This window comes from Rhodococcus sp. JVH1, from assembly GCF_000280725.2.
Classification (GTDB): domain Bacteria; phylum Actinomycetota; class Actinomycetes; order Mycobacteriales; family Mycobacteriaceae; genus Rhodococcus_F; species Rhodococcus_F jostii_A.
Genome location: NZ_CP166289.1, coordinates 3,791,780 through 3,814,322 on the forward strand (window position 1 = coordinate 3,791,780; position 22,543 = coordinate 3,814,322).

The window sequence follows — 22,543 nt, forward strand, 5'->3', positions numbered from 1 at the left end:
GGTGCGCCGGTCGGCACCGTCGGTGCACACTGAACTCAGCCACGCGGCCCGGATCGGTGCTCTTACCGGAACCGCGGAGGCGGTGCAGGAGGACCGGATGTTCCACCGCGGCGAGCACGCCGTCACCGAAGCCCCCACGCTCGACGAGGACCTCCTCGTCGAGCCCGCGGCCCGCCGCCGCCCGTGGGTCGAATTCTTCGCATCCACGCCCGGACGGCTGACCGTGCTGGGGATCGCGCTCATCGCCGCGGTCATCGCCGCGGGCGCGATCACCTCGGCGGCGGTCGGCGCGCGGCAACAGCGGGTCGAGACACTGCGCACCCACACCGAGCCCCTGGCAAACGCAGCCCAGGCCCTCTACAGCTCGCTGTCGATCGCCGACGCCGCAGCGACCACGTCCTTCGTCTCAGGTGGCGGTGGTGCCGAGTCGACGACCGGCGCGGAGCAGTTCACCCAGGCGATCGGAGACGCCTCGAACGCGCTGGTCACGGCGACCAATGGGGTGTCGTCGCAGGACGCCGGATCGCTGGCGCTGTTGTCGGACGTCGTGCGCAACCTCGCCGAGTACTTCAATCTCGTCGCGACGGCTCAGGCCAACGACCGGGCCGGGAACCCGGTCGGGGTGGCGTATCTGGCCGATGGGTCCGCGCTCATGCAGGACACCATCCTCCCGTTGGCGGAGCGACTCTACGTCCGCCAGGCCGAGGCGGTCGCCGACACCCAGACGCACACGGCCCAGCTGCCCGCGGCCGCCTTCACGGTGACCGCGGCCGCACTTTTCGCCCTCGCCCTCGCCCAGCTGTACCTCATCCGGAAGAGCAAGCGCCGATTCAACCCCGGCCTCGCTGTCGCCACCCTGCTCCTGGCCGGACTCCTGCTGTGGCTGATCGCCGGGAGCCTGGTGTCGACGTCGGCAAGCGAACACGCGAGAACCGAAGGTACGCAACCCATCAACGCAGTTGCGCGCGCTCGCATCCTGGCGCAGCAGGCCCGCGCCGACGAAACGCTCGCCATTCTGCAACGCGGGTCCGACACCCAGTCGGGAATCGACTACGCGCGGCACTCCCAGGCGCTGTCCGACGAGCTCACCCGACAGCTGGAGAGCTCGCACGGTCGCGCCGCCGAGCAACAACTCCGCGAGGCCGTGACGGCCCGCGACGGCTGGCTGGCCGCGCACCGGGACATCGAGATCGCCCTCGAGCGCGGTGACTACCCGACGGCCGCGGCGATCGCCGCCGGATCCGGCTCGCGCACGTCGTCGGCGCAGTTCGCCGCCCTGGACGAGTCCCTCCGGAACGCGATCGACCGACTGCGCGACGACGAGGCCAACGCCGTGACGGACGTCTACCGATCGATGTCGTCGCTGGCAGTCGGTAGCATGATTATCGGCGTGTCCTGCGGATTCGCCGTCGGCGGGGGTATCTGGCCGCGACTGAACGAGTACCACTGATGACACAGGTGAGGCTTTCCAGACCGGGGGCGAGACCGTGCGCCCGGCACCTCGTCGGCGTTCTCGCGGTCGCCGTCCTCGCCGGCTGCGCCGCACCCGATCCTCTCACCCCGACCATCGCGGCTACGTACACCGCACGTCCGATGACGGGCGGCGCACAGATCGTCCCGCCCACCAACAGTCCGCCGCCGGAGCCGCCGCTCCCCGAGTCGTGCGGGGCGCTCGCGAGCCTGCGACCCGGCCCGCAGCCCCCGCCCGGGCAGATGCCGCCCGGTGGGTCACTCGCCGCGATCGCCGCACGCGGCCGGTTGATCGTCGGCGTCGACCAGAACACCAACCTGTTCAGCTTCCGAGACCCGACCTCGGGCACTCTGCAGGGGTTCGACGTCGACCTGGCGAAGGAGATCGCCCGGGACATCTTCGGCGATCCGACCAGGGTCGAGTTCCGGCTGCTCACCTCCTCCGGCCGGTTCTCCGCACTCGAGAACAACGACGTCGACGTCGTCGTCCATGGCTTCTCCATCACCTGCGAACGCGCCCAACGCGTCGCCTTCTCCACCGAGTACGTCCGCGCCTTCCAACGTATCCTGGTCCCGCTGGGTTCCGACATCACCGGCCCGGCGGACCTGGCCGGAAAACGGGTCTGCACCTTCATCGACACCACGTCGCTCGGCACCGTCCAGCGGGTCGCGCCGGATGCCACGATCGTCGCGGTCCCCGATTGGGACGACTGCCTCGTCACCATGCAGAAACGGCAGGCCGACGCGACCAGCACGTCCGACTCGATCCTGGCCGGGCTCGTGTCCCAGGACCCGCATTTTCAGATCGTGGGGCCACGACTGGAGGCAGAAGAGCACTGGGCGATCGGTGTCAACAAGAGCAGGGACGACCTGGTGCGGTTCGTCAACGGCACCCTCGAACGCATACGCGCCGACGGAACCTGGATGCGCCTGTACGACCGGTGGCTCGCCGCCCCCCTCGGGCCGATCGCAGGCCCACCCCCGGCGACCTATCGAGATTGAGGGGCAGCGAGAGGACATCGGACGGTGTTCGAAAGTTGTTGCGACACTGAGCATGCCGACCGCTGATGGCAGTGCTGCCGCGCGCACCGATCTCGGTGATCCACTCGATAGCCAGTGATCTCTCCTGCCGCCGCTTCTCGGCTTGTCGTGATGAGCCGACCCACGGCGTCGCGGTGTGCGCCGGGCGGCCCAATTCCCTACAGCATCGGCTGGCGGGTCAGTGTGCCGCCATCGACCACGATGGTTTGCCCCGTGATGTAACTAGCATCGTCGGAGACGAGGAAGGCCACCACTGATGCGATCTCCTCGGGCGTACCGAATCGGCGCATCGGTACGTACCGTGCGATGACCTCATCGGACAGGTCGGCGACCAATGGATCAACCATCGATGTTCGTATGCAGCCGGGCGCAACGCAGTTGACCCTGATGTTTTCATCGGCCCACTCGATGGCGCTGGTCTGCGTCAGAGATATCAGCCCGGCTTTCGAGGCGTTGTAGGGCGCGAAGTTCGCTTCCGCCGCCAGCGCGTTGACCGAGGCGATGTTGACGATCGATCCGCCGCCGGTGGACCGCATGGAACGCGCAGCCGCGGCGGAGGCGAGTGCCGCACCGCGCAAGTTGTTGTGCAAAGTGGTGTCCCATCCTTCGGCCGTCATGTCGACCATGGCAATCGGCTCATAGATGCCGGCATTGTTGACGAGATAATCGACCCCGCCGAACAGATCGAGGCACCGATCGACAATGCTGTTGCCCACGTCCGGATCCGCCAGATCGGCAGCCATTCCGGCAACTTGACCACCGGTGTGCTGGTTCAGCTCCGCAGCCACCGCATCGACCTGGGTTGTATTGCGTGAGCAGATCAGCACCCGGTAGCCCCGCCGCGCAAATAGCTCTGCGCAGGCGTAGCCGATCCCCTTGGTGCCTCCGGTGACAATGGCGCGGCGGCCCACACCGGTTTCCGAGTTCTTCACAGTTGCTCTCCCTTCCTCTCGCGGACGAATACGGCGCAGGCCGCATCGTTCCTGTCGTATCAACGGTCAGCCGCGAAATAGGCTGCGCCGATCAGTCGTCGTGGTCTGCTGATACCCGAACCGGCCGCGCGCTCGATGCCTGTTCCCGTCGAGCGTTGGAGAGTCCGTCAGCGTTGTCGACTAACCCGTCGTGGATGGTCGTAGCACCCGTAGTCGCGCGCATTTCGCGCTCGAGGGCCACAGCGTCGGCACCCTGGGGCATCGCCGGAGCGGGAAGCCTCCAGACCAGTGGAACCTTGTCCTGGACGACGCGTCGATAGGCATAGAGCGCAACGGACACCAGCAGGATGCACACGGCGATCACAGACTCCCGGGTGCCCCCGTAGCCCAGCAGGGAGGGATTCGAAACACCGACCACGGTGATGAAAATGTTGAACGCCACCAGAACTGCCACGACAGGAATCCAGCCATTGCTCCGCCGAATCGGCCGAGGCCAGTTCGGGCGGTCCTTGCGCAGCAACAGGAATGCCGACAGTCCCAAGATGATCGACAGCAGGTAGCCGAGGTTGCTCGCCAGCAAGATACTCACCGGATGGCCCACCAAGACCATGACGGTCGCGTTGAGGAGCACGTCCAGGGTCAGGGACCGGCCAGGCACACCCCAACGGTTGACCCAGTCGAGTTGCTTGACGGTCATGCCCTCCTGCGCAAGCCCGAAGAGCGCCCGGCCGCCATCGGCGGTCGTGGAGATGATCCCGACCAGCAGCGAAAACGCAATCACGATCGTTCCGATCCACGACGCACCGCCGAAGGCTTGGCCGAATGCCACGGCGACATAGGTCACCGGGTTGTCCCGGATCGTTCCCTCACCGAGACCGCCCGAAAGAGCAGTCGGTACAACGACGAACAGCACGATCATGAACAGCGAAATTCGCGACATGGCCTTGGATGTGTCGCGGGATGTGTCCTTGTACTCGGGAGCGAACGAAGCAACGATCTCGCCCGCGTAGACCGCCCACGCGGTCACGTAGAACACCACAGCGACTGTTTTCCAGTCTCCCGTGACCGACCACGACAGGTTACTCGTCGACCACTGGATCGACGGGCTGACCAGGCACGCCACCGACACCACGATGAGACCCACGATCACGAGCAGGCCGAGCACCTTGTTGACCGCCGCACCGAACTTCAGGCCGAAGTAATTGAACGCCCAGGCGAACAGCATGGCGCCGAGGGCGAAGAGGTGCTCGAGCCCGAGGTGGTTGCCGAAGATGTCGAAGGCGAGAGTGTTGTCCTGGAACCAGGTCGCCTCGATCAATTCACCGAAGACCACCGCCGCCATGGAGATGGTCAGGGACCAGCCGAGCCAGTAGCCGAACGCGGCGATGGCTCCGAGCGGGGCGAAGTACTTCTTCCAACCCTCGATTGCATAGCGTGCGACGCCCCCGGAGTCACGCGGAAACATCGATGCCATCTCCGCGAATACCCGGCACTGGAGGTAGCTGATGACAGCACCGCAGAACCAGACCGTAATTGCGGTCCACGCGCCGACGACCCCGAGAAGGTAGCCGAACGTCACGAACAACCCAGTGGGTAGGGCAAGCGCAAGGGCCATTCCATCGCGCCAGGTCAGGGTCTTGGCGAGTCGATGATGGTCGACACTGTCGTTCATCCTTGTGCTCCTTCATGTTTGGTCACTGCATTCTCGAGACTGGTAACGGTGCGCAGACCCGACAGGAGCCCGGATGGCTGAGGGTCCTCATGTTCATCGCGTTGGTGCTCAATCTCCAGCGAATGTGCCGCTGTGGCGACGGGCCGCGACGTACAAGACAACGCTGATGACCGACAGAACAGCGGTGTAGACGGGGAAGGTCCACAACAAGCTACGGCTCTGCAGCCAGACGATCAGATAGGACGCGGTGCCACCGAAGGCTGCGACGGCGACGCCGTAGCCCAGCCCGGTGCCGGTCGCCCGGCAGTACTTGGGCATCAGCGACGTGGACACGACGTTGTAGAGCGTCATGTTCGCCGCCAGCAGTACTCCACCGAGCAGCAGGACCACCGTGAAGGTGCGCAAGCCAGGGCCGGCGTACAACAGCATCAGGAAGATGCCGGGGACGACCGCGAGGCGGGTGACCACGAATGCCCGGGACAGGCGCACCCGGTCGGCGACCCGGCCGGTGACGATCGACCCGATCAGCATGATCACGCCGAGCGCGCTGGTGACGGCGAAGATCGTGGTCGGGTTCTCGCCGTAGGTGCCGCGGGCCAGGCTGGGCAGGCCGACGTTCCACGCGTAGTTGTAGGCCTGCGCGGCACCGACGACGAAGATGATCGCGGCCAGGCCGAGCCAATGTCGTCGGACGCCCTCCCACGTGCCCGATGTGTGTTCGGCCTTCTCCTCCGCTGACAGCGTCTCGGGGAGAGCCCGCCGCAGGTAGAGCACGAAGAAGCTCATCGCGGCGCCGGCCAGCATCGGGACCCGCCAGCCCCACGTCGACATGGCGTCGCCGCCGATGATGTAGCTGGTCGCGAAGCTGACCAGCGAGGCGAGCAGGATGCCGAAGTTCTGGAAGAAGCTGATGTAGCCGGCCGCCCTACCCTCGTGTCCGGCGGGCATCAGTTCCACGGCGTACGCCGTGGACAGCGGTGCCTCGACGCCGGTGGACAGGCCCTGTAGCAGCCGGCATGCCAGCAGGAGGATCCCCGCCCACACGCCGATCGAGTCGTGGGACGGCAGTAGCGCGATGCTCGAGGTGGTGGCCGCCATGATGCCGACCGACCAGAGCATTACGCGGCGACGGCCGACGCGGTCGGCGACGTTGCCGAGCAGGACTCCGCCCAACGGCCGGACGCAGAACCCGACCGCGAAGACGGCCAGCGCGTCGAGGGTGGACGACACCGGGTCCTGCGACGGGAAGAACTGCGGCCCAATGAACGCGGCGAGGAGGCCGAAGATCATCCAGTCGTACCATTCGAGGGTGTTGCCCAGACCGAGGCCGAGCATCGCCCTGCGGGTGGCCGGCGGGGAGACTCCTGCGTGTTGCGGCGCCGATGCGGAGTTCGCCGTGGGGTCCTGGGTGTCGGTCATGACGAACTCTCCGAGATGTTGGGAGGACCCGGTTCGGGTGCACTCGGTGGTTCCCTGAAAAACGATCGACGATGCGCGTCGTCGTCGTGCTGATTCAGAGTGACTGCGCTCCGTCGACGACCAAGGTCACACCTCGAACGAATTCGGCAGCCGGTGAGGCGAGGAAGCCGACCGCCTGCGCGATGTCGTTCGGCGTCGCCAGCCTGCCTGCCGGGATGCCGGACCGATAGGACTTCAGGTCGCCGACGACCTGTCGATCATTCGGAACACCGAGCTCCTCCCACTGCCGACGCTGCATCTCGGTGTCGCAGGATCCCGGAGCGACAGCGTTGACGCGGATTCCCTCTGCCGAGAGCTCGAGTGCGAGGCATTCGACCATCATTTTGGTGGCGGCCTTGGTAGCGCAGTAGGCGCCGAGGTCGAGGCGGGGCTTGTGCGCGCAGTTGGAGGTTATTGCGATCAGCGAACCACCCCCGTTCGCACGCATGTGGGAGATGTGCGGGCGGAAGGTGTTGAGCACACCCAAGGTGTTGATCTGAAAGTGGTTCACGAGGTTGTCGACCGGGTCGCTCGCTAACCGACCGGATACGCACCTTCCGGCGTTGGCGACCACCGTGTCGGGGGGCCCTCCCAGCGCATCGGTCAGCGCCAGGGCTGCGTTCTCCATGGCAACGGAATCGCTCACGTCGCACTCGGCGAAAGCTACCCGGCCCTTCAGTCGGGCATTGGGCTCCTGCCGGTCGATTACCGCCACAGCGGCTCCATCTGACAGAAGTTTCTCGACGATGGCCTCGCCGATGCCTTGGCTGCCCCCGGTGACGATGCATCGCAGCGGGTTACTGGTCATCACTGTGTTCCTTCCAAGCTTGGATGTATGCGTCGTGCACGGCGGCGGCCAGCTCACCCGGCTGTGCCGCATCGCCGATCTTGATGGTGCGAGCCCCTGGGATGCGGGTCGGCTCCTTCATCCGCGGATTGCGGAGGTCATAGAGCAATATGTGATGGAGCCGGTCGCTCTTCATCAGCCGTTTCGGCAGGGGTACGCGGGACAGGACTCGGATGAGGATGCGGACGAGGGGACCGAGGTTGCCCACGTACGTGGCGCCCCTGGCGTCAGCGACGACGTCGACGCCGGTACGCCATTCGGGCGGCGGTTCCCGCTCCCCCTCCGCCGAGATGTGAACGCCGGCGTCGATGGCCTCCTTCCACAGACCGTCGAAGTAGCGGTGCATCCGCTGTCGATCCGGCCGGTAGCCGTTGAAGGTGGGCGCTGCCGCCGCCTTCCAGGTGCGATCCCGGGCGATGACGTACACCTCGTGTCCTGCTCGTGCGGATTCCACTGCATAGGTCAGGCCGGCCGGCCCGGCACCGAACACGAGTCGACGCTGCGCAGCGGTTCCGGCGTCAGGCCGATCCGTGGTCGTCACGGTGGGGTTCACCGCGCAGGCCAGCTGTTTACCCGAGCGCATGGTCCGTACACAGTGATTGCACGCCAAGCACTCTCGTACTTGCTGCTGTTGCTGCGTCTTGCGCGCCCAGTGGGGATCGGCGATCTGGCCGCGCCCCACCGCGACAAAGTCCGCCCACCCCTGTACGAGTGCGTCCTCGGCCACCGCCGGGGTGTTCACCCGCCCGACCGCGATGACGGGCAGGCGCGTGCGTGCCTTGACCACGCGCGCCGCGTCGAGGAACACGCCGTCCTCGTACGGCATCGGCGGAATCATGATCTCGGGATCGACGGACTTGTAGTGCCCACCGGTCACCGAGACGGCGGAGATGCCGGCGTCCTCGAGGTAGGAAAGGAACGCGAGCGAGTCGTCCAAGGTTTGTCCGGCGGAGTAGTAGTCCTGACCGCTGAGGCGATAGCTCAGGGGAATTCCGACAGCGTCGACGATGCGGCGCACCAATGACGCGAGGAAGGCGTACCGGGCCGCAGCGTCCGGCAGCACCCGATTCTCGTCGGCGCTGATCAGCTGCGCCAGGAGGTATCCATGGGCACCGTGAAGCTCGATCATGTCGAACCCCGCCTCCGCCGCCCGTCTGGCCGCGTCGACGTGATCCACCACGAGCTGCTCCAGAGAGTCCTCGTCGAAGAGCTCGGGAAAGTTCACAAAGCGTGCCGTCTCGAACACCGGTACCGGCCCCGCAGTCGCGGCCAGGGGGCGCCCGCCGAGTTCCCTCGGGAGCGCCCGCGCGCCGCCGTGGCCGAGCTGGATCCCGGCCCGGGCACCCTGCTCGTGGATGGCCGCGGCGAGGGAACGCAACCCGGGTATGTACTCGTCCGAGTCGATGCCCAGCTCGCGCCCTCGGTGCCGACCACGACGCTGCGGCGAGGCCATCTCCACGATCACGAGACCGCAGCCACCCCTGGCCCGCTCCTGGTAGTAACTCACGAGCTCCGGCGTGACCTCCCCGGAGGGGGTGGCGAGCCGAGTAGTCATGCTGGGCAGGACGACCCGGTTGCGAATCTCGACGCCGCCGATCGCGCTCGGACTGAAGAGGTGGGCGTAGGACATACGCGTTACACGAGCCCGGCACTGATGCAGGCGGCCTCGAGAGTGGCGAGCTCAGCGTCGTCGACCTCCACCAAAGGGCGCCGCACATACGTGGCGTCGCGCGGGATCCGGCCCAGGATGCCCAGGGCCGCCTTCATTCGATTGTGCTGGTCGAAGAAGGGATCGGCGTAGCAGGCAACGGCTAGGGGGTAGATGCGATCCCAGGCCTTCCGCGCCCCGTTCAGGTCCCCGGCCTGCATTGCGGCAAGGAGTTCACTCTGCAGATCCGCGACGATACTGCCGTGACCGCTCAGCACACCGTCGCTGCCCACCAGAAGGGACGCAAAGAGGGCGCGGCTGAAGCTGCTCAGGACCGAGACGTGGGGAGCGTCGGCCTTGATCGCCCGCCACGTGTCCTCGTACTCGACGATGTCGTAGGACCACTCCTTGATGGCCGCCACGGTCGGGATGGTCTGACAGATTTCCAGGGTGGTCTCGAGCGGCAGCGTGAGAGGGTTGCCGACCGGATACTTGAAGATGATCAGGGGCACGTCCACGGCCTCAGCGACCGCTTCATAGTGGGAACGCTGGGATTCCGAGCGTCGCTGCGAACCTCCGGCGAAGACACCCGAGGGGAACACCAAGAGCGCCTTCGCTCCGGACTCGACCGAACGTCGCGCCTCGGCAGCGGCCCGGGCGCTGCCGTCGTCGTAGACGCCGGCAACCACACCAATGGATTCCGGAACCACCGAGACGGCGTGTGCGATCATGCGCTGCCGTTCCTCGGTGGTCAGGGTCGCGACCTCCGAGGCGTGGGCAGTGGTGGTGATCCACTCGACTCCTGGTATTGCCGAAAGCCACCGGAGGTGAGTGGTGAGTGCATCCCAGTGAATCGCTCCGCCCCTCGACATTGGGGTGAGGTGGGCTGGAATAAGACCACGAACCGACGAGACTGAATCGCTCTGGACCATGATGTCCCCTTTCTGATGCGGTTAGAAGCAAGGTAGGAACGAGCGCGGGTGACAGACAAGAGACAGTCCTGCAGAGCAACATGCATTCGTGCAGAAATCGCAGGTCAGACGGGTTCCGGGTCCGCGCCTTCGTGTTCCGGATCCAACCGAGGGCCTTTCTCGGCTCCCGGATGCGCCGATTACTCCAGTGCTGCAAAGCCATTCACCACAACCGAGCGCGGGGTCACCCATCGCCAGGCCGGATCGCGCCGCGTCACCCGCATCAGCCGGACGCACCGTGCGTAGGATGCTCGCTATGACGTCGGCCGACCCTGCCCTCGCCGACCACCGCTATCCGGCCGAAAACTGCGCACCGGTGGCAACTACGACGGCACTGTTCGTGCACCGCAGGACCTTGTGCAGCGGGCCGGGCAGCCGCACACACTTCTGGCTCGCCACGACCGGCTGGGAACTCGGCTCCGCCGCCGACCTGTCGTCACTACTCGACGGGCGGGGCCCAGAATGACCGGCAACACCCAGATCACCCTCGACACCGTCCTCTTCGTGGGCGGCGACACCCCGGCCAGCCGCGCCTTCTACACCCTCGCCATGAACCACGAACAAGCCGGAAACCGCCCCGGACAACGCATCTCGTTCGTACCCGCCGACGACGTACCCACACCACCGTCCGGATGCTGGGTGCCCTGCTTCGGCACCACAGACCCCGCCGCCGCCGGCCGCCGGGCACTCGACCTCGGCGCCCACCCGGCCGGCACCGTACCCATCGACGGCCGACACCAGCCCGCATACTCCGCATCCGACGGGGCACTGTTCGCCCTCACCGACCCGGCCGGCCCCCGACCACCGGATCAACAGCTCGGGGACGTGGCCTTCGTCGATCTGTACACACCACTGGCCGAAGAAGCCGCGACCTACTACGCCCAGACCCTGGCCTGCCAGGTCATCGACGAACCCGCACCCGGCCCCGGCAACTACCGCCTGCTGGTATCCGCGGACCGACCAGTGGCCGGCGTCGTGGACATGCTGGACGTCCTACCTTCCGCCGTTGCCCCGCACTGGATCCCCTTCCTCCGGGTCCTCGACCTGGAAGCCGAGGTCGCCCGCCTGAGCGACCTCGGCGCCCGGGTCCGGGTGCCCGCCACCGAATCAGCCATGGGCCCCTTCGCCGTGCTCGCCGACCCCTTCGGCGTCACCTTCGGAATCCAGACGCCGGCCTCCGACGACCTCCTCAGAGAGTACGTATCAAGCACCAAGTGAGTGTGGGTGTGCACAGAAGGTTCGTTCCGAACTGTGCACGCGCATATGTTGCCGGGCCGAATTAGTGATTAAGTTCATTGTCACTTGATCCAGCCGAGCGGATCACCTTCACCTATCGACGGTCAGCCGGTGCTGCGTACTCCGCGTTCGACGATGCACGGTGCGACCGACGATGCCCCTGAACGGCAGATCCCTCCCCACGATGGAGACGACGACATGACCACCGCCCCACCGCCCGCACCCCTCCAGCTGGAAACTTCGGTTCCCCGAGTCGACCTGTCGGATCAGACCTTCAAGCAGCTGATCGACGGGCAACTAGTCGAAGGGGCAACGAGTCAGCCGGTCCGCGACCCGGCAACTGGTGAGGCCATCGCGACGGCGCCCGTCGCGGATGCGAAGCAGGCCGATGAGGCATACCGGGCCGCGGCCCGCGCCTTCGGAGAGTGGCAGAACACCACCGTGCAGGAGCGGTCACACATCCTGCACCAACTCGCGCAGCGGATCGAGGCCCGACGGGAGGAGATCTCGCGGATCATCACCTTGGAAACCGGCAAGCCGGCCGCCTCGGCCGACGGCGATGTCGACTCGGCCCTCGTCTGGATGCGCCACATCGCCGACCTGCGCCTCGACCCCGAGGTGGTGCGGGACGACGAGAACTCGCGGATCGAGATCCACCGCAAGCCCATTGGCGTGGTGCTCGGGATCATCCCGTGGAACTTCCCATTTTTCCAGACCATCTACAAGGTGGCGCCGGCATTGCTTGCGGGCAACACGATAGTGATCAAACCGGCACCGACCACGCCGCTCAACGCGATGCTGATCGGTGAGATGCTCCAGGACCTGGTTCCGGCCGGAGTGGTCAACGTGGTGGGCGACGGCGGCGATCTCGGCCCCTACCTGACCGCCCACAAGGAGGTCGACAAGATCTCCTTCACCGGTTCGACCGCTGCGGGCCGCAAGGTGATGGCCAGCAGCGCCGAGACCCTCAAGCGAGTCGTCTTGGAGTTGGGCGGAAACGACGGAGCTGTCGTGCTCGACGACGCAGACGTAGCGAAGGTCGCCAAAGGCATCTTCGAGTGGGCGTTCTGGAACTCCGGTCAGGTCTGCATCAACATCAAGCGGATCTTCGTGCACGCGTCGCAATACGACGAGTTCTGCGATGAGTTCGCCAGGTTGGCCACCGACGCCAAGGTCGGGCACGGACTCGACCCGGACACCGAATACGGTCCGGTGCAGAACCTGAAGCAGTTGGAGGCCGCCAAGAAGGCGCTCGACATCGCAGCGCGTGACGGCAAGATCATCGCCGGCGGCGACGTGTTCGACACCCCCGGCTATTTCGTGCAACTCACCGTCGTCCGCGACATCGACCACAACAGTCCGCTCGTCTCCGAGGAGACCTTCGCGCCGGTCCGCGCCATCTTGAAGTACGACGACCTCGACGAGGTGATCGAGCGGGTCAACGGAACCGAATACGGCCTGGGTAACTCGGTGTGGGGCACCGACGTGGAGCGGGCTACCACTGTCGCGCAGCGCCTGGAGAGCGGAACCGTCTGGGTGAATACGCATTGCGCCGTCCTGCCCGACGTTCCCTTCGGCGGACGCAAACAATCGGGCCTCGGCGTCGAGTTCGGCATGGAAGGACTCCTGGAGTTCACCGACACCAGCGTCATTCACATCGTCAAGTAAAGAATTGCAGCTTCGTGGAAGAGGGAGTGCTTATTCGAAGGCCGCGCGACCGTGCAGATAACTGGAGGACGGTAACCCCCGAGCCCGGGGACATTACTTCGTTCGGAAGAGGACCAAGTCGGTTTGTCACCGAAGAATTCTTTGTGATTAGTGGATGAGGACATGGGAAACAATCAGTCTTGTGATGTTGTGATCATTGGAGCCGGCTTCGCCGGCATTACCGCTTCTCGGGAACTCAGTCGCCGAGGGTACGACGTGGTGGTGCTGGAAGGCAGGGATCGCATTGGCGGCAGAACCTGGTACAAGGACGACGCTCTGCCGGGACACTCACTGGAGCTGGGAGGCACGTGGGTCCATTGGTTCCAGCCACATGCGTTCGCGGAAATCTCGCGCTACAACCTCGAGCTCGTCGAAACCATCGGAGTGTCCGCGCCCGAGATCGCGGCCACGGTGACCGCAGGCCGGCGAAAGAGCGTTCCCTACGAGGAGGCCGCGTCTGCTATCGAGTCCCTCATGGAGATGGTTGTTCAGGACGCTCGCGAGGTTCTCGAGCGGCCTTTCGAGCCCTTCTACCGAAAGGACGCGTTAGAGGTGATCGACAAGCTGTCGATCCAAGACCGGATCGACGGACTTGACCTGACCCCAGAAGAGAAAGACCTTGCCAACGGCTTGTGGACAGCCATGGGCTCCGCGCCGTGCGGTGACGTTGGCCTGGTTGCCGCGTTGCGTTGGTATGCGCTCAGCGGCTTCGATATCAATGCAGTCTTCGATACGGTGGGACGCTACAAACTCGAGAACGGAACGCGCTCTCTGATCCAGGCCATCGCGGACGACTCCTCGGCCGACATACGGCTGAGCACTCCGGTTGCCGCGGTGGAACAATCGGATGAAGGTGTGGTCGTGACCACTCGACAAGGGGATACCTTGCGGGCCAAATATGTGGTTGTCGCCGCACCATTGAATACCTTCGGAGCCATTGATTTCAGCCCCGCACTGTCCGCCGCGAAACAAGCGGGGATTTCCGAGGGTCAGCCCGGCCGTGGTTCGAAAGCGTGGGTGCACGTTCGAGGGGACTTACCCAAGCCGTTCTTCGCTGTTGCTCCGGAGAACCACTTGATCAACTATGTCGTTACAGACAAGGTCCTCGATGACGGCCAGTTGCTTATCGCATTCGGCCCCGAGGGGGCTGATTTGAACGCTTGCGACGTCGACCAAGTCAGCGCGGAACTCCGCAAACTGTTCGGGGATCTGGAGGTCGTCGCCACCACTGGACACGACTGGGCGAGCGACGAGTTTTCGCGCGGCACGTGGTGCATGTTCAGACCGGGCCAGACGACGAGGTTGCTCGCGGAGCTACAAAAGCCCGAAGGCCGGGTCTTCTTTGCTGGTTCGGATCTCGCCAATGGATGGAACGGGTTCATCGATGGCGCAATCGAATCCGGAATCCGGGCTGATCGAGAGATTCATGCGCGGATCTCCGGGAATCCCAGCTGAGCCCGGTCGCACGGTGTACCCCTTCGGCGCAGTTCGATGCACGCGAAATCAGGGGTGAAGGCCTAGACATGCAGGGCCGGGATGCCGGCGGCGGCCTGGCGTCCCGGCCCTGCTGCCCATACAGATCACCAGATGGTGCCGATCCAGGAGATCGCGTCCAGCTGACAACCGGGGGACAATAAACGAAGGACGCGACATGACCGAAGACCACATGGACCATCGAAGACTCGCCAAGAAGCTCACCTGGCGCGATGGCATGGCCATGGCGCTGACCCTGCCGGTTGGATTGTTTGTGACGTTCGGCTACCTTCTCGGGGTCGTCGGCGCGTGGACCGCAATTACGGTCTGGTTCATCGGAGCGGTGATCAGCTTCCTGCAGTGCCAAGTCTTCGCGGAGATGGCGGCAATGTTCCCCCGCGACTCCGGCGGGGTCGCACGCTATGCAATCGAGGGTTGGAAGAAGTACTTCGCCCCGCTCGGAGCCATCGCCGCGTTCGGCTACTGGCTCGGCTGGTCCCTGTCCATCTCGATGGCCTCGGTCGTCTTCGGAGAGTTGATCGAGGCGACCTGGTTCCAGGACAACACTCTCGCCTTCGACATCTTCGGCAACCACCTCGGGCTCGAGCACCTCTTCGCCCTCGGCGCCATGCTGTTCGCCTGGGCGTTCAACTACTTCGGCCTGAAATTCGGTGCCACCGTCAACAAGGTGCTCGGATTGCTGGTTGTCGCGGGTCTAGCCGTGATAACGGCGGCGTGCTTGGTCAGCCCATCAATTCAATGGTCGACGGCCAACTTGTCCTGGTCGGTCGCCGGCGACTGGAAAACAGTCGCTGTGGTGTTCTACGTGACCGCGTGGACGATCTACGCGGGCGAGATCGTTGCTTCGTTCGCTCCCGAGTACAAGGACACCGCCCGCGACACATCCAGGGCCATGTCGCGAATTTCGCTGTTCATGATCGTACTGTTCGTCGTCGTCCCGACCGCCCTTGCGGGTGGTCTCGGCGAGGGCGTGGTCCGGGACAACCCGGTGACCTACGTCGCCGTGGCATTCGACCAAGCCTTCGGCGGCGCGGCCTGGATCGGAACGATCGTGATCGCGTCGGCCCTGCTGATCTCTATCATCTCCACGACCGCCGATGGCGGCCGCGCGCTCTTCGGGCTTGCGCAGGAGGGCATGACCATCAAGCAACTCGACTGGGTCAACCGTTGGGGTGTGCCTGGCCGGTCCCTGACCCTGGACGTGCTCCTCAACGCGACCGTCATGGTCTTGGTGGGCCATCCGGTGAGTATCTTGCTGGCGAGCAACCTCGGCTACCTGCTGGCGATCATCCTGGGCCTGGCGGCATTCCTGTTGCTGCGCAAGGACCGCCCGAACTGGCCTCGGCCGATTCGGCGGAGCAATGGCTGGATTCCTGTCGTGGCAGTTCTGGTGGCGTTCAACATCTTCATCACCGTGATCGGCGTCCTGAATCCCGAACTGCTGGGTTATGGGGGCGCCCGGGAGTCTCTGGTCGCGGTGGCCGTTCTGCTGTTGTCGGTCGTGCTTTATGCGTATCGGCGCGTGGTCCAGGACAAGCTTCCGATGCTCTGGCGCCTCCCTGCGCCTGCCATGCCTCACGGTGCCGACGCTCTCGCCCTCGAGCACGAGATGCAACAGATGCATTCCTCGCCCACCCACCTGAAGAACCGTGACCCGATGACGCCGACCGAACTCGAGAAGGAACCTCGGTGAAGGCCATGCGAGGACGATGACCGGCGGGCTTCCGGTACCTCGACGACGGTCCCGCGACACCGACAGTCGTCGAACGCATCGAAATGAGATCAACATGAGGGACCGGATGAGAGTGGATGCGGAAGACGTGAAGTACTTCCACGTCGTGGCCGAAGCCAAGACTCTAGCGCGCGCCGGCCAGGAGCTGGGAGTTGACTACACGACCGTCAGCCGCCGGATAAGTCGGCTGGAGAAGGAGCTCGGCACTCGACTCTTCAGCCGAAGTGGGACTGGGTGGAAGCTGACACCCACGGGCGAGGGTCTCCTGCCGGCGGCACGCATGGTCTCCCTCGGTGTCGATGTGTTCGCGGACGGCGACCCGATCGTGTCCGGCCCGGAGGAATGGACCATTCTGGCCCCGGACGGCTTCGCGGCGACAGTCCTTGCACCGCGCTGCGGTCGCCTGATCGCCGAGAGCGGGGTCATCCTGCGTATCGTGACCGCGGACTCGCTCGCGAGCCGGGACGGGGTGTCGTACGACGCGGCGGTGGTCCGCACCAAGCCCACGTCTCCCCGCGTCAGGATCCAAGAACTCGTCACCTACGAGATCGGGCTCTACGCTACCGAGGACTACCTACGAGAACACGCCGAGATCAGACGGGTTGAGGACCTGCACCAGCACGTCCTGTGCTGGTACGCAGAAGACCCGCTCGCGGCCGTGCCCGACTTCGTGGCTCTCAGGCCGAATCTGCCCAACACCATCCGACTGCAGTCCAACAATCTCCTGGTACATGAGGAAGCCGCACTAGCCGGAGTGGGGATTGCCGTCATGCCCTCCTACATCGCACATAGGCGCCCGTCCCTGGTCCGGGTCCTCCCCGAGGAGGTCACGTACACAGGGCACTATTGGACGGTCCTGCCGGGCGCGCAGCTGCGCTGGGAAATCACTCGGAAGGTCCTGCGGTTCTTGCGCGAGGCCGTTCTCGACGCCGGTCTCGCCACGTACTCGGAAGAGGGGCCGCGTTGAACGAGCGAGAAGTCGACGTCGGCGTGCTCGGTGGTGGCAGCGCTTTCCCTTCTTCTTCGCGGACAACGCCTCCGGTGGCGTCGTCGGCAAGCTGATTTCAACCGCAGCGGCCATCGTGTCGACGTCGAGTAGCCCGCACCTTTCCGCGCTTCGCTCCGCAGGTCGTAGAGGAATCGTCTACCGATTCGGCGCCGCCATCGACCGGCGTGGCCCACGTCGCCCGTGCGTAGGATGCACGCTATGACGTCGGCCGACCCTGACCTCGCCGACCACCGGGTCCTGGCCGACGCGCTGACCGCCGAGCGGCCACTGTATGCGCTGGTGACCGCGCTTCACGGGCTCTCGGCCGCACCGGTCGCCGTGATCGATCTCCGCGGTGGGGTGTTGGTCAGCGTGCCGGCGCGGGCGGAGTGGTCGGCAGAAGAACTGGTTGCTGCCTCTCCCCAGTCCGCGGAGCTGGTGGCCGGCTGCATGCTTCGGCCGGTGGAGTTGGAAGGCGAGCCGGTCGCAGTGCTGTGTGCGCGGGGACAGGACATCCCACCGGCGCTGCTCTCGTTCGCCGCGACGCTGGCCGGCATCGAGCTGTCCCGCCGACATGCCGTCTTGAGCGGACGACGGGAACTGCTCGGCCAGGTACTGGAGGACGTCATCGCCGGTCAGTCCAGTGAGCAGGAGGCCGCGCGACGGCTCGGCGAGCACGGTTTGGACGCCGGCAAGGCCCACGAGGTAGTCGTCGGGTCGGTCGCTTGTCCGCCTCGGCGGCTCCGCTCCTACCCGTGGAACTTGCACACCCTGCTGAGTCAGCACCACGACCCACACCTGCGTGCCATCGTGCACGACCGAGTCATTCTGGTCGTCCCCGAGGGCGCCGGACTGTTCGTGGCCAAACTGTGCCACGAGCACCTCACCAGCCTGGGACCGGACGCCCGCGTGGGGGTGAGCAAGGCGCGCGTCGGGGTGCGCGGCCTTCGGTTGGGGTATTTCGAAGCGCGCAACGCCTTGGCCGAAGGCCACGGTGTGCACGTGCACCGGATCCAGGACCTGGCCACGGCGCTCCTGATCGCCAGCATCGAGGCCGGGATGCCGCTACGCGATCTCGCGGCCGAGGCACTGGCGCCGCTTCTCGAGTACGACGAGAAGAACGGCACCGCACTCGTGACCACGCTACGCCGTTACCTCGCTGAGGACTGCGTACCGGCCGCGACCGCGACGGCACTGTTCGTGCACCGCAACACCTTACGCAACCGGCTGCGACTGATCGAGGAACTCACCGGGCGCGACATCGATTCGCCGAGCAGCCGCACACACTTCTGGCTCGCCACGACCGGCTGGGAACTCGGCTCCGCCGCCGACCTGTCGTCACTACTCGACGGGCGGGGCCCAGAATGACCGGCAACACCCAGATCACCCTCGACACCGTCCTCTTCGTGGGCGGCGACACCCCGGCCAGCCGCGCCTTCTACACCCTCGCCATGAACCACGAACAAGCCGGAAACCGCCCCGGACAACGCATCTCGTTCGTACCCGCCGACGACGTACCCACACCACCGTCCGGATGCTGGGTGCCCTGCTTCGGCACCACAGACCCCGCCGCCGCCGGCCGCCGGGCACTCGACCTCGGCGCCCACCCGGCCGGCACCGTACCCATCGACGGCCGACACCAGCCCGCATACTCCGCACCCGACGGGGCACTGTTCGCCCTCACCGACCCGGCCGGCCCCCGACCACCGGATCAACAGCTCGGGGACGTGGCCTTCGTCGATCTGTACACACCACTGGCCGAAGAAGCCGCGACCTACTACGCCCAGACCCTGGCCTGCCAGGTCATCGACGAACCCGCACCCGGCCCCGGCAACTACCGCCTGCTGGTATCCGCGGACCGACCAGTGGCCGGCGTCGTGGACATGCTGGACGTCCTACCTTCCGCCGTTGCCCCGCACTGGATCCCCTTCCTCCGGGTCCTCGACCTGGAAGCCGAGGTCGCCCGCCTGAGCGACCTCGGCGCCCGGGTCCGGGTGCCCGCCACCGAATCAGCCATGGGCCCCTTCGCCGTGCTCGCCGACCCCTTCGGCGTCACCTTCGGAATCCAGACGCCGGCCTCCGACGACCTCCTCACGCAGTACGCCTCGATCTGGACGTAATTTGCGAGCACGATTGTGGGCGTGCACAGTACGCACTCCTTGAACTGTGCACTGACATATGTTGGCGGGCTGAATTAGTGATTAAGTTCATTGTCACTTGATCCGGCACTCCCCCACGATGGAGACGATGACATGACCACCGCCCTCCCGCCCGCACCCCTCACCGCCAATGCGCTGGACTCCGTGCTCCAGGAACAACTCTCAGATGCACGAACGCTTCCGGCGGATGCCTACCTGTCCCCCGAGGTCCTCGACTGGGAGCGTAAGCACCTGCTGGAGGCAGCTTGGGTCTGCGTGGGGCGAAGCAGTGACGTCGGCAAGCCAGGTGACCAGCGCGCCGTCCGGGTCGGGACCCAAGGCATCCTGCTGACCCGCGACGGTGCCGGCACGCTCCACGCCTTCTACAATGCATGCCGGCACCGGGGACACGAGCTGCTGGCGGTGGACTCGTGCACCAACAAGAGGGTGGTGCACTGCCCCTACCACGCGTGGGTCTATGAACTCGACGGCGAACTCCGCTCCGCGACGCAGTTCACCGGCACAGATGACTTCTCCAAAGAGGAATGGCCGCTTGTCGGATTGCGCGCAGTCGAGTGGTTCGGCTGGATCTTCGTCAACGCCTCCGACGATGCCCCCGACTTCGAGGAGTGGGTCGGCAATCTGACCGATGTCGTCGCCCCCTGGGATCCCACGGACATGGTCGTCGGCGAGTCTCACAGCTACACGCTCCAGACCAACTGGAAATTGGTGATCGAGAACTACCTCGAGTGCTACCACTGCCCCTCGATCCACCCCGAGCTCTGCCGGGTCAGCCCGCCGGAGACGGCGATGGGCCTGCGGCACACCGGCATGTGGCTGGGCGGACCGTTGGAGTTGCGCGAAAATGCCGAAACCATGAGCCTCGACGGTCGCAGCGGCGGGGAGCGAATCGCCGGAATCAGCGACGAGCAGGCCCGTCGGACGATCTACTTCATGCTCGCACCCAATCTGCTGCTCACCCTGCAGCCGGACTACGTGATGACCCACCGTCTGGTGCCGCTCTCTCCCGGTGAGACGTTCGTGGAGTGCTCCTGGCTGTTCCCCCGCCATGTGGCCGAGCGTCCGGGTTTCGACCCCTCGTACGCCGCGGGGTTCTGGGACATCACCAACCGCCAGGACTTCGCGGCCTGCGAGTCCGTGTACCAGGGCCTGCTGAGCAACGGGTACCGGCCCGGGCCCTTCGACGCGCGCGAGGACGGCGTCCGCGCCTTCCAGGCCCAGCTCGCCTCCGCCTACCTCACCGGGCGCTGGGACATCGCACAAGCCATCTCCTTCGGCGGCCGCGATGACCGGTGACCCCAAGTTCCCGCTCGAGGTCACCGCCGTCGTCCCTCTGGCAACGGGTGTGCGGCAGGTGCGCTTGGAGCGTCGCGATCGCACACCGCTGCCTGATTGGGAGCCCGGAGCGCACATCGACGTGCTGCTGCCGAACGGTGTGGTGCGCCAGTACTCGCTGTGCGGTGACCCCCGGGACGATGCGGCCTACGAGATCGCGGTGCTGCGCGCGCCGCAGAGCCGCGGTGGCTCCGAGCACGTGCACACCCGACTGCGCGTCGGTGACGAGGTCCCCGTGCGGGGCCCACGCAACAACTTCACCTTCGCTGCCCGGCACCGAGCTCTGTTCATCGCCGGCGGAATCGGGATCACGCCGATCCTCGCCATGATCAGACAGGCCGAGCGGGACGGGCGCGAGTGGAAGCTCGTCTACGGCGGACGGAACCGCGACTCGATGGCCTTCACCGGCGAGCTACAGCGCTACGGAGACCGGGTCCAGCTGGTCCCGGAGGACGAACTCGGGCGCCTCGACCTGCCCGCGCTTCTGGGCACACCTCGGCCGGACACCGAGGTCTACTGCTGCGGGCCCACCGGCCTGCTCGACGCCGTGCAGCAGTTGTGCAAGCCATGGCCCGCAGGGTCATTACACCTGGAGCGATTCTCAGGCGTAGTCACCGACGCGCCGACAGCCGAGTTCACCGTCGTCGCCGAACGCAGTGGCATGGTCTGCTCAGTGGCGCCGGGCCAGTCGATCGTTGACGCGTTAGCCGACGTCGGCGTCGTCGTCCCCACCTCCTGCGGAGAGGGCCTGTGCGGTACCTGCGAGACGAAAGTGCTCGACGGGGTGCCCGACCACCGCGACCTGATCCTCGGCGACGACGAGCGGGAGGCAGGCACGTCGATGCTGATCTGCGTCTCCCGCGCCCTCGGACCACGACTGGTCCTCGACCTGTAGCGCCCTTCCTCGGGCGCCTACCGACGGTCGGGCTGTCGGCGCGGCGCTCATCCTCGGTGAGTACGTGTGCCTGAAGAGCATCTACCTCGAGGCGATGACCGGTGGCGTGGTCGCGCGAGATGTCGCGCGGCCCCGCCACCGCATATCGGGACTGAAAGGACGGAGACGACATGACCGAAGACGAACTCGAAATGCTCGACTTCGCGGTCAAGTGGGCACCTTTCGGAGGCGGAGACGAACACATTCTGCCCGAGTTCGGCGTCTTCCCGACCGCGTTCTACCGGCAACTGCAACGCCTCCTCACGCGTCACCACGGCGTGAACGACAGCGTCCGACGCCGGCTCGACGAGTTGTGCACTCTCAAACTCGCGCCGATGCATCCGGATTAGTTCTGCCGCAGAGTCGGCGCATGCTCACCCTCGGCCAATCTCCCACCGATGCGCCCCTCGATCAGGCAATCGATCGCATCAGCCGCCAACCGCGGCGCGCGGCAACGAAACCGGAAATCGCTCCCGAGACCGCAGTATCAGTGTCCACACAAGATCAACTTCGCGATCACCAGCCGTGTTGTTACCGCAACCCCACCCTCGAGGGCCGTCCCTCGCCGTCTTGCGAGGATGCGCCCGGGCTATGACCCGGAGACTGTCAATGCGTACCGCACTGCCTGCCTGACTGTTTCGGTCTTGATGGAGGTGTCTCCTTCTCTGGTGCACAGCCATACGGGCGATGGTGGCCCCGAAACCGGACGAGCCCGACCCGGACGCCTCCCGTCTGCTGCTGCCACGGCGCCCGAGTTACGCCGAGGTCGCGAACGCGGCCATCTTCGCCGCGTCCGACTGGGCCCCGACGATGACCGCGACCGAGATCAACCTCACCGGGGGCGCTGTCGTCGACTGACCCGGGGCCGCAGGCTGGACGAACGCCCACAGGCACTCGTCTCGCGGAGACCGGCAATGGT

20 protein-coding genes are annotated in these 22,543 nt (G+C 65.7%); 14 read left to right on the plus strand and 6 right to left on the minus strand.

Annotated elements, in window-relative coordinates:
* Position 1 precedes the first annotated feature (1 nt).
* Positions 2-1,450 carry a hypothetical protein gene (locus JVH1_RS17450; RefSeq protein WP_009476895.1) on the plus strand — a complete coding sequence of 483 codons (1,449 nt, stop codon included), beginning with the start codon at positions 2-4 and terminating at the stop codon, positions 1,448-1,450.
* A complete protein-coding gene (locus tag JVH1_RS17455) occupies positions 1,450-2,472 on the plus strand; it encodes a glutamate ABC transporter substrate-binding protein (RefSeq protein ID WP_009476894.1) in 1,023 nt (340 codons plus the stop codon). The genes JVH1_RS17450 and JVH1_RS17455 overlap by 1 nt, the downstream gene beginning before the upstream one ends.
* A gap of 197 nt (positions 2,473-2,669) precedes the next feature.
* Here the strand turns inward: JVH1_RS17455 and JVH1_RS17460 are convergent, their stop codons facing one another.
* The 6 genes from JVH1_RS17460 to JVH1_RS17485 form a co-directional block, all read right to left on the minus strand.
* On the minus strand, positions 2,670-3,443 hold the full coding sequence (locus JVH1_RS17460) for an SDR family NAD(P)-dependent oxidoreductase (RefSeq protein ID WP_009476893.1): 774 nt from the start codon (positions 3,441-3,443) through the stop codon (positions 2,670-2,672).
* Positions 3,444-3,534: 91 nt separating this feature from the next.
* Positions 3,535-5,115: an APC family permease gene (locus JVH1_RS17465; protein ID WP_009476892.1), complete on the minus strand. Its 1,581-nt coding sequence runs from the start codon at positions 5,113-5,115 to the stop codon at positions 3,535-3,537.
* A 108-nt stretch (positions 5,116-5,223) separates the two neighbouring features.
* Entirely contained in the window at positions 5,224-6,534 is a 1,311-nt protein-coding gene (locus JVH1_RS17470) for an MFS transporter (RefSeq protein WP_009476891.1), read from the minus strand.
* Between the two features lie 94 nt (positions 6,535-6,628).
* Complete coding sequence (locus tag JVH1_RS17475) at positions 6,629-7,381, minus strand: SDR family NAD(P)-dependent oxidoreductase (protein ID WP_009476890.1); 753 nt, start codon at positions 7,379-7,381, stop codon at positions 6,629-6,631.
* Positions 7,371-9,050, minus strand: coding sequence for a tRNA-dihydrouridine synthase (locus tag JVH1_RS17480; protein WP_009476889.1), 1,680 nt, complete (start codon positions 9,048-9,050; stop codon positions 7,371-7,373). The genes JVH1_RS17475 and JVH1_RS17480 overlap by 11 nt, the downstream gene beginning before the upstream one ends.
* 5 nt (positions 9,051-9,055) lie before the next feature.
* Positions 9,056-10,000 (minus strand): dihydrodipicolinate synthase family protein, encoded by a 945-nt coding sequence (locus tag JVH1_RS17485; protein ID WP_043780391.1) that lies wholly within the window; start codon positions 9,998-10,000, stop codon positions 9,056-9,058.
* Between the two features lie 295 nt (positions 10,001-10,295).
* Here JVH1_RS17485 and JVH1_RS17490 point away from each other — a divergent pair, with 295 nt between their 5' ends.
* The 12 genes from JVH1_RS17490 (at position 10,296) to JVH1_RS17545 (ending at position 22,482) form a co-directional block, all read left to right on the plus strand.
* Complete coding sequence (locus JVH1_RS17490) at positions 10,296-10,505, plus strand: hypothetical protein (RefSeq protein ID WP_371112993.1); 210 nt, start codon at positions 10,296-10,298, stop codon at positions 10,503-10,505.
* Positions 10,502-11,257, plus strand: a complete 756-nt coding sequence (locus JVH1_RS17495; RefSeq protein WP_371112994.1) for a VOC family protein — start codon at positions 10,502-10,504, stop codon at positions 11,255-11,257. The genes JVH1_RS17490 and JVH1_RS17495 overlap by 4 nt, the downstream gene beginning before the upstream one ends.
* A gap of 216 nt (positions 11,258-11,473) precedes the next feature.
* Entirely contained in the window at positions 11,474-12,943 is a 1,470-nt protein-coding gene (locus JVH1_RS17500; protein ID WP_009480590.1) for an aldehyde dehydrogenase family protein, read from the plus strand.
* Positions 12,944-13,105: 162 nt separating this feature from the next.
* On the plus strand, positions 13,106-14,437 hold the full coding sequence (locus JVH1_RS17505; RefSeq protein ID WP_043782874.1) for an NAD(P)/FAD-dependent oxidoreductase: 1,332 nt from the start codon (positions 13,106-13,108) through the stop codon (positions 14,435-14,437).
* Between the two features lie 196 nt (positions 14,438-14,633).
* Positions 14,634-16,169 carry an APC family permease gene (locus JVH1_RS17510; RefSeq protein WP_009480592.1) on the plus strand — a complete coding sequence of 512 codons (1,536 nt, stop codon included), beginning with the start codon at positions 14,634-14,636 and terminating at the stop codon, positions 16,167-16,169.
* 106 nt (positions 16,170-16,275) lie between these two features.
* Complete coding sequence (locus JVH1_RS17515; RefSeq protein ID WP_192817896.1) at positions 16,276-17,175, plus strand: LysR family transcriptional regulator; 900 nt, start codon at positions 16,276-16,278, stop codon at positions 17,173-17,175.
* Between the two features lie 240 nt (positions 17,176-17,415).
* Positions 17,416-18,564 carry a PucR family transcriptional regulator gene (locus JVH1_RS17520; protein WP_371112995.1) on the plus strand — a complete coding sequence of 383 codons (1,149 nt, stop codon included), beginning with the start codon at positions 17,416-17,418 and terminating at the stop codon, positions 18,562-18,564.
* Positions 18,561-19,316: a VOC family protein gene (locus tag JVH1_RS17525; RefSeq protein ID WP_371112996.1), complete on the plus strand. Its 756-nt coding sequence runs from the start codon at positions 18,561-18,563 to the stop codon at positions 19,314-19,316. Before JVH1_RS17520 ends, JVH1_RS17525 begins: the two co-directional genes overlap by 4 nt.
* Before the next feature lie 132 nt (positions 19,317-19,448).
* The gene (locus JVH1_RS17530) at positions 19,449-20,651 is read left to right on the plus strand and encodes an aromatic ring-hydroxylating dioxygenase subunit alpha (protein WP_009476887.1); all 1,203 of its coding nucleotides are present in this window, start codon (positions 19,449-19,451) and stop codon (positions 20,649-20,651) included.
* Positions 20,641-21,585 carry a PDR/VanB family oxidoreductase gene (locus JVH1_RS17535; protein ID WP_009476886.1) on the plus strand — a complete coding sequence of 315 codons (945 nt, stop codon included), beginning with the start codon at positions 20,641-20,643 and terminating at the stop codon, positions 21,583-21,585. Before JVH1_RS17530 ends, JVH1_RS17535 begins: the two co-directional genes overlap by 11 nt.
* A gap of 170 nt (positions 21,586-21,755) precedes the next feature.
* Positions 21,756-21,974: a DUF3263 domain-containing protein gene (locus tag JVH1_RS17540; RefSeq protein WP_009476885.1), complete on the plus strand. Its 219-nt coding sequence runs from the start codon at positions 21,756-21,758 to the stop codon at positions 21,972-21,974.
* A 337-nt stretch (positions 21,975-22,311) separates the two neighbouring features.
* Positions 22,312-22,482 carry a hypothetical protein gene (locus tag JVH1_RS17545; protein WP_009476883.1) on the plus strand — a complete coding sequence of 57 codons (171 nt, stop codon included), beginning with the start codon at positions 22,312-22,314 and terminating at the stop codon, positions 22,480-22,482.
* Positions 22,483-22,543: the final 61 nt, after the last annotated feature.

What these genes read in the sequence shown, in the direction of transcription:
- JVH1_RS17455 (WP_009476894.1), top strand. Translation starts at nt 1,450, where the DNA reads ATGACACAGGTGAGGCTTTCCAGACCGGGGGCGAGACCGTGCGCCCGG.
- JVH1_RS17465 (WP_009476892.1), bottom strand. Translation starts at nt 5,115, where the DNA reads ATGAACGACAGTGTCGACCATCATCGACTCGCCAAGACCCTGACCTGG.
- JVH1_RS17470 (WP_009476891.1), bottom strand. Translation starts at nt 6,534, where the DNA reads ATGACCGACACCCAGGACCCCACGGCGAACTCCGCATCGGCGCCGCAA.
- JVH1_RS17475 (WP_009476890.1), bottom strand. Translation starts at nt 7,381, where the DNA reads ATGACCAGTAACCCGCTGCGATGCATCGTCACCGGGGGCAGCCAAGGC.
- JVH1_RS17480 (WP_009476889.1), bottom strand. Translation starts at nt 9,050, where the DNA reads ATGTCCTACGCCCACCTCTTCAGTCCGAGCGCGATCGGCGGCGTCGAG.
- JVH1_RS17485 (WP_043780391.1), bottom strand. Translation starts at nt 10,000, where the DNA reads ATGGTCCAGAGCGATTCAGTCTCGTCGGTTCGTGGTCTTATTCCAGCC.
- JVH1_RS17490 (WP_371112993.1), top strand. Translation starts at nt 10,296, where the DNA reads ATGACGTCGGCCGACCCTGCCCTCGCCGACCACCGCTATCCGGCCGAA.
- JVH1_RS17495 (WP_371112994.1), top strand. Translation starts at nt 10,502, where the DNA reads ATGACCGGCAACACCCAGATCACCCTCGACACCGTCCTCTTCGTGGGC.
- JVH1_RS17500 (WP_009480590.1), top strand. Translation starts at nt 11,474, where the DNA reads ATGACCACCGCCCCACCGCCCGCACCCCTCCAGCTGGAAACTTCGGTT.
- JVH1_RS17505 (WP_043782874.1), top strand. Translation starts at nt 13,106, where the DNA reads ATGGGAAACAATCAGTCTTGTGATGTTGTGATCATTGGAGCCGGCTTC.
- JVH1_RS17510 (WP_009480592.1), top strand. Translation starts at nt 14,634, where the DNA reads ATGACCGAAGACCACATGGACCATCGAAGACTCGCCAAGAAGCTCACC.
- JVH1_RS17515 (WP_192817896.1), top strand. Translation starts at nt 16,276, where the DNA reads ATGAGAGTGGATGCGGAAGACGTGAAGTACTTCCACGTCGTGGCCGAA.
- JVH1_RS17520 (WP_371112995.1), top strand. Translation starts at nt 17,416, where the DNA reads ATGACGTCGGCCGACCCTGACCTCGCCGACCACCGGGTCCTGGCCGAC.
- JVH1_RS17525 (WP_371112996.1), top strand. Translation starts at nt 18,561, where the DNA reads ATGACCGGCAACACCCAGATCACCCTCGACACCGTCCTCTTCGTGGGC.
- JVH1_RS17530 (WP_009476887.1), top strand. Translation starts at nt 19,449, where the DNA reads ATGACCACCGCCCTCCCGCCCGCACCCCTCACCGCCAATGCGCTGGAC.
- JVH1_RS17535 (WP_009476886.1), top strand. Translation starts at nt 20,641, where the DNA reads ATGACCGGTGACCCCAAGTTCCCGCTCGAGGTCACCGCCGTCGTCCCT.
- JVH1_RS17540 (WP_009476885.1), top strand. Translation starts at nt 21,756, where the DNA reads ATGACCGAAGACGAACTCGAAATGCTCGACTTCGCGGTCAAGTGGGCA.
- JVH1_RS17545 (WP_009476883.1), top strand. Translation starts at nt 22,312, where the DNA reads ATGGTGGCCCCGAAACCGGACGAGCCCGACCCGGACGCCTCCCGTCTG.